Origin of the sequence: Salipaludibacillus sp. CF4.18, assembly GCF_051262595.1 — a bacterium.
Taxonomy (GTDB): domain Bacteria; phylum Bacillota; class Bacilli; order Bacillales; family Salisediminibacteriaceae; genus Salipaludibacillus; species Salipaludibacillus neizhouensis.
This window is the reverse complement of the sequence record NZ_JBIMEV010000101.1, coordinates 1-5,615: the sequence shown is the minus strand read 5'-3', so window position 1 is coordinate 5,615 and position 5,615 is coordinate 1. Positions and strand designations below refer to the sequence as shown.

9 protein-coding genes are annotated in these 5,615 nt (G+C 36.9%); 1 reads left to right on the top strand and 8 read right to left on the bottom strand.

Going from position 1 to position 5,615, the window contains the following annotated elements:
• Window positions 1-199: 199 nt before the first annotated feature.
• From ACHABW_RS25135 to ACHABW_RS25100, 8 genes are all read right to left on the bottom strand, one after another.
• On the bottom strand, window positions 200-550 hold the full coding sequence (locus ACHABW_RS25135; protein ID WP_435759703.1) for an ISL3 family transposase: 351 nt from the start codon (window positions 548-550) through the stop codon (window positions 200-202).
• Between the two features lie 76 nt (window positions 551-626).
• Window positions 627-776, bottom strand: coding sequence for a transposase (locus tag ACHABW_RS25130; RefSeq protein WP_435759701.1), 150 nt, complete (start codon window positions 774-776; stop codon window positions 627-629).
• The gene (locus tag ACHABW_RS25125; protein WP_435759705.1) at window positions 724-843 is read right to left on the bottom strand and encodes a hypothetical protein; all 120 of its coding nucleotides are present in this window, start codon (window positions 841-843) and stop codon (window positions 724-726) included. The genes ACHABW_RS25130 and ACHABW_RS25125 overlap by 53 nt, the downstream gene beginning before the upstream one ends.
• A 105-nt stretch (window positions 844-948) precedes the next feature.
• Window positions 949-1,044, bottom strand: coding sequence for a hypothetical protein (locus tag ACHABW_RS25120; protein WP_435759699.1), 96 nt, complete (start codon window positions 1,042-1,044; stop codon window positions 949-951).
• Window positions 1,045-1,067: 23 nt separating this feature from the next.
• Window positions 1,068-1,352, bottom strand: coding sequence for a transposase family protein (locus ACHABW_RS25115; RefSeq protein ID WP_435759697.1), 285 nt, complete (start codon window positions 1,350-1,352; stop codon window positions 1,068-1,070).
• Between the two features lie 343 nt (window positions 1,353-1,695).
• Window positions 1,696-2,583 carry a glycine betaine ABC transporter substrate-binding protein gene (locus ACHABW_RS25110; RefSeq protein WP_435759695.1) on the bottom strand — a complete coding sequence of 296 codons (888 nt, stop codon included), beginning with the start codon at window positions 2,581-2,583 and terminating at the stop codon, window positions 1,696-1,698.
• Between the two features lies 1 nt (window position 2,584).
• Window positions 2,585-3,238: an ABC transporter permease gene (locus ACHABW_RS25105; RefSeq protein ID WP_435759693.1), complete on the bottom strand. Its 654-nt coding sequence runs from the start codon at window positions 3,236-3,238 to the stop codon at window positions 2,585-2,587.
• Window positions 3,231-4,364 (bottom strand): betaine/proline/choline family ABC transporter ATP-binding protein, encoded by a 1,134-nt coding sequence (locus tag ACHABW_RS25100; protein ID WP_435759691.1) that lies wholly within the window; start codon window positions 4,362-4,364, stop codon window positions 3,231-3,233. Before ACHABW_RS25100 ends, ACHABW_RS25105 begins: the two co-directional genes overlap by 8 nt.
• Window positions 4,365-5,195: 831 nt before the next feature.
• On the opposite strand from ACHABW_RS25100, the gene ACHABW_RS25095 reads away from it, so the two are divergent.
• A complete protein-coding gene (locus ACHABW_RS25095; protein WP_435759689.1) occupies window positions 5,196-5,387 on the top strand; it encodes a hypothetical protein in 192 nt (63 codons plus the stop codon).
• The last annotated feature ends 228 nt before the right edge of the window (window positions 5,388-5,615 follow it).

Sequence of the window (5,615 nt, the reverse complement as noted above, 5' to 3'; positions counted from 1 at the left end):
ATTTTAAAGATAAATGGGGAGAGGTCTTTCATTAAGTTGCTAAACTAGAGAATTTATAGTAAAAAGAGCGAGAAATTAAGGAGAGGATGATGAATAATTTCACTTTTTCATTACATAGCAGAAACGTTGATAGGTCTAAATTTTGCAGGGTTCTTTTTGTCAAAAGGTTCCAATAGTCTTTCTCTTTTATCCAGGGGGGTTAACCCGCCTGGATTTTGATCGCTTGTCGCCACATGATCTTTTTTCTTAAACGTTCAAAGCTTTTAATTCCATAAGACATTCGCTTAATCACCTTTGTCGCATTATTAACGCCTTCAATGTAGCCATTATTAAAGGGATACAAAAAGGACTGATGGATTTCTTGTTTCCATCGGATAAAGGTCTTTGTGACTTTCTTAAAGGCAGGTATCTCGGCATCATTCACAAGGGAAATCCACGACTGCAGTCCTGCTTTGGTAGTCTCAGAATTAGAATTCTTAAACCAACGATCTAACGCATTCTTAAGCTCATATGCTTTTCTCAATTCATCGTGCCCTTCCAAAACCTTCACTCGCCGTCTCCCTTTGTCATTCAGCTTCTCCGGTGTTTTTCAAAGCAACTCTTTACTTCATTTCATCCGAATTCGCTTATCTTTCCACAGGTCGTTGCACTTGACGTCGAACCTCATCGAAGGCCCAGTAGACTTGCCTCATATAGTGAAAACGATCGGCTATGATTAGGACATCACCCAACGCACGTTGCTTCTTTGAATGCTTTGGATAAATCCATGACGACAATCTCCACGCTCCCATAATCACATCCACGAAAATATTTCTCAATGGTTTCCGCGCGTCGATCAGGCAAGATATCAATGATCTCACGGTTCTCTCCACCAGCGTCACCTTTGAATTCATCCAATGCAATTGCCCGAGGAAGAACTTTTCTTACGCTGATTTCTCGCTGATCAAATTAACAAAAGCAGCGATTCGCACTCATTCCTTTGATTCTAGCAACACTATGGAAGCTCATCTCTGTACACAATCCCAATACTTCCTGTTCTACCATCGTCGTTTGTCGTTGATACCGATTTAAAACGATAGCTTCTCAAAGAACGTGTGACGACATGCTAAACAACGATATCGGTCCTTCTTCACATATAAGTCGACACGCTTTCCAGAGATACGATCCCCTTGAATTTTCTGTTCTCTATAACTATGAATCCGTTTTGTTTTTGTTTGACAAGCTGGACAGGTTTGTTTACATACCGTTGTATAGAGCTCAAACCAAAAGCCATTCTCTTCCTCTCCGCTGTCGAAAACATAAACGTGAGCCTCTTTAATCCCTAATAAATTTATGATGAAATGAGGTTGCATCTGAATTCTCTCCTTTGGCTTTTGTGTGGTAACTAAAGCTTAACAAAGAAAGAGGATCAGGTGCTTTTTTTATGCTCATACCTCACTTCCTGATCTGGTAGGGACACCACAACACAACATTCAGTATAGAGCCATTATTTTAAAGTCTGAATGGAAAAGGATTAAAATGGAGACTGAAAGTGGAAAACAAATAAGTGATTTAGTAATGAGAGAGATAGTAGTTGATAATATCGTAAGAGGAATTTTAGAAAGAGGATTAGATCGGGGTCTTTCAAATCGATAAATAGGTTTACAAAAAATGCAAACCTATTTATTGATATTTTCTTTGTGTATTGCTACTATACTACTCAATTAAGCCAGCTTCTTGTAAAAATTCCTTTGCTACGAAATCAACCATCATGCCTTCGTTATCCACTTTAGCATTCATGGCTTGCATCGTCGATTCATCAATTTTACCTTCTAGCTGCTGTAGTACTCCCTCTAATTCAGGATACTTTTCGAGCGTTTCTTTCAATACTAAAGGAAGCGCGTGATAAGGCGGAAAGTAAGACTTATCATCTTCGAGTACTCTCAAATCATAGATCTGTAATTGGCCATCTGTTGTGTAGGAATTGATTACATCCACTTCACCTGCAGCAATGGCACGATACATCATCCCATGATCCATTCCCTTCACATCTTTAAACTTTAGATCATATTCTTCTTCAAACCCTGGCAAACCGTCCGGACGATCAATAAACTCGAAGACTGCTCCAAGCGTATATTGATCAGAAACTTCCGCAAAGTCACTGAATGTTTCTACACCAAGTCTCTCTGCTTCTGCCTCGTCAAATGCCAGTGTGTATGTATTATTAAACCCGAATGTATTAAATGCTACAATCCCATCCCCTGCCACAAGTTCCTTCGTTTTCGCTAAGGTTTCTTCAGCGGTTCCGGGAGATTCACCATAATACGTAATCACAATCGTACCTGTATAATCAGGTATCACCTGTATACTGCCATTCATTAATGCATTCCAAACAACAGTAGATCCACCTAGATTTTCTCGATATATTACATTTATATCTGTTTTATCTTCAATTAATTGACCCATAATATTTGATAAAATAATACTTTCTGTATTATTTCTTGAACCAACAGAGACAGAATCGTCACTAGTTAATATGCATCCTGATAGTGGTATAACAGTAATAAAAGTCATAAAAAGAAAGATTAATTTTATTCTCTTCATACTATTTCAACCCTTTTGGTGTAGACCAACGTTCAAGCTTGTTGAAGAAAAATTCTAGCATAATAGCTAACATAGCAGCTGGAATAGCTCCTAAGAATATTAAACCATCTATTCCTCGTGTAATGCCTAAGAATATAAAATCTCCAAGCCCACCAGCTCCTATAAATGCTGCCAATGTTGCATTGCCCACGTTAATAACAGCAGAGGTACGGATTCCAGCCATTATAATTGGAATGGATAAAGGAAGTTCAACCTTATGTAATATCTGCTTGCTCGTCATTCCCATTCCTTTAGCCGCTTCTAATGTTGCCTTATCTACACCTTTGATACCTGTATACGTGTTTCGAACAATCGGTAAAAGTGAATACAAAAATAATGCAGCAATCCCTGTTTTTACACCAATTCCAAAAACAGGTATTAAAAACCCCAGTACTGCAAGACTAGGAATTGTTTGCATAATACCTGTACCACCCAATATTAACGGTACTAGCGATGGTACGCGTGTAATAAGAATACCTAAGAAAACTCCAAGTATTACTGCCATCAGCATAGAAAAAAAAACTAGTTGTATATGAACAAATGTCTCCTCAAGTACCTCTACCCAACGCATTTGTGTTTGTTGAATAATTTGTTCCCATAAATTTAAGTTATTCATTAGTTGCCTCCAATTCTGTCCATTGACTGGACAATGCTGAAAGCAATGTTCCACGAGTTACTAATCCTACAACCCTTTTGGTTTCATCTACTACCGGAATGATTTCGAGTGACGCATTCGACATCATGACAATGGCATCTTTGGCACTTTGCGAGCTCAAGAGAAATGGTTCAGTGGTTCGCATAATCTCTTCAATGGTTTTAATTTCATCCATTTTCTTTATCACATCATAAGCAGACACGATTCCCATCATAGTGTCATTCTCGTCAACGATAACTAAGAATGTTTTTTTATGTTTGCGCATCATTGCAAGAGATTTTTCAGGAGACCGACCTGGAAGAGAAGTTAGGACAGTTTCCACCATAACCTCTTCAACTGACATAAGCTCAGGATTTTGAATAATTCGATGCTTACCAATAAACTCTTCGACAAAGCCGTTTGTAGGTTCTTGTAATAACTTCTCTGGGGTATCGAGTTGAAGTAAATTGCCATCTTTCATAATAGCAATTCGATCACCGAGTTTTAACGCTTCATCCATATCATGAGTTACAAAAACAATTGTCTTCTTAAGTTTTTGCTGCAGAGAAATTAATTCTCCTTGTAATTGCTCTCTTGTAATTGGATCCAGTGCACCAAATGGTTCATCCATCAAGATAATCCTTGGATTGGATGCTAGAGCTCTTGCAACACCAACACGCTGTTGCTGTCCACCTGATAATTCTTTAGGATATCGGTTGCTAAATATCTCTGGATCAAGTTCGACCATCTCCAAGAGCTCTTTCACTCGCTTTTTGATATCCTGCGCATTCCACCCTTTAAGTTGAGGAACAATTGCTATATTCTTTTCAATCGTATAATGAGCAAATAGGCCAATTTGTTGAATAACATAACCGATATTACGTCGTAATTCTGCAGCATTTAATTTTGTAACATCGTTACCATCAATAGAAATAGTTCCAGTTGTATGCGGAATCATTCTATTAATCATTTTCATTGTCGTTGATTTCCCAGATCCACTGGGCCCGATAAGTACAACAATCTCTCCTTCAGGAATTTCAAAACTGACGGAATCTACTGCTTTAAATCCGTCATTATAAACTTTGCTTACATTTTCAAATTTTATCATATTTACCTCCTGAGATTTATCACATAAAAAAGCCCCCCTTAGGCACTAAGTATGCGCAAGGAACCCATTATTATACAAAAGGTTGATATGAAAATAACTATATAAAGTATACATGGCTATAGACTTTGATACAAAGTACACAAACTGTGTAATGGCCTTATATTCTCCGCCTTTTGTTCATATATAGCACAAGAAACATATAGGTAATAGATCCTCGCTTTCATCTTGTATTTCCTTTTGTTATGTAGAAGTTAAGGGGTGTCCCCATATTTAGGTGTTAATCAGCAACTCTTTTATGAATATTCCTGTCCTTACTGTAAAATTCAAGTAATCTTTCATGATGCCCTTCCAAACCGTCTTATAAATGAAAAATCTTTAATTGAGATTTAGATGAAATTTCACTAAATATTCTAATGTAATTATTCGCTACTAGTAATCATATCATACTTCGACAAATTTTTTTTTGTTGAATTGTAATATTAAGTGCGATGAGTAAAGTAAGAAAGAAAACAAAAAAGCCCATGTGCCTCGTGTAAAATGAAGTTACCACACAACCCTTACACGGAGGACAACCATGAGCTACTATCTTCATTGAACTTTAGCACGCTTACTTTAAAACTATATTTGTACGCATTAGCACCCAAAATGGATTTTATCGATTATCAAAGTTCAATTAATGAATTCTGATTCTTAAAGCTTCGAGAATGCCTCAAAAGATTTTTAATCTTTGAGGCATAGCTTTTTTATTTACCTCTTTCTGTGGAACAGTATACGATAATTAGATTTCAGGTACTGAGGAGATTTAGATCCTTTTTTGATAGGGTAGGAGAATTGATTCTTGAAACAATAGACATTGATAACCTTGCTCGAAATACTAAAGTAAAATGTTCCTTGAAAGTTACGATCGAAAATGGATTACCTATACTAGGCGAATGCGGTGGATTTATGTATTTGTCGGATTCTATTGAAACGTCTGAAAAGACGAAACATAAAATGGTAGGAGTAGTTTCCGGTAACATATAAATGCAAACAAAATTAGCTGCATTGGGGTTACAGAGAGGATTCTTCTAAGTGAGATTGAAATGCTGATGTTTAAATGGAAAATGCTTACTTTACATACAATCGAGAAAGGTATCGAATTTCATGAATTAGATGAAGGGGAGTGAGATTGATTTTGGAAGACTGTGAATCAAAAAGATACAAAAAACTTGCCCTAAACTGTAATTGTTTAGGACAAGCAGCAATGTTGAT

Bases quoted from the DNA above. Each gene is read 5' to 3' on its own strand.
- ACHABW_RS25110 (WP_435759695.1), bottom strand. From the start codon at position 2,583: ATGAAGAGAATAAAATTAATCTTTCTTTTTATGACTTTTATTACTGTT.
- ACHABW_RS25115 (WP_435759697.1), bottom strand. From the start codon at position 1,352: ATGCAACCTCATTTCATCATAAATTTATTAGGGATTAAAGAGGCTCAC.
- ACHABW_RS25120 (WP_435759699.1), bottom strand. From the start codon at position 1,044: ATGGTAGAACAGGAAGTATTGGGATTGTGTACAGAGATGAGCTTCCAT.
- ACHABW_RS25105 (WP_435759693.1), bottom strand. From the start codon at position 3,238: ATGAATAACTTAAATTTATGGGAACAAATTATTCAACAAACACAAATG.
- ACHABW_RS25100 (WP_435759691.1), bottom strand. From the start codon at position 4,364: ATGATAAAATTTGAAAATGTAAGCAAAGTTTATAATGACGGATTTAAA.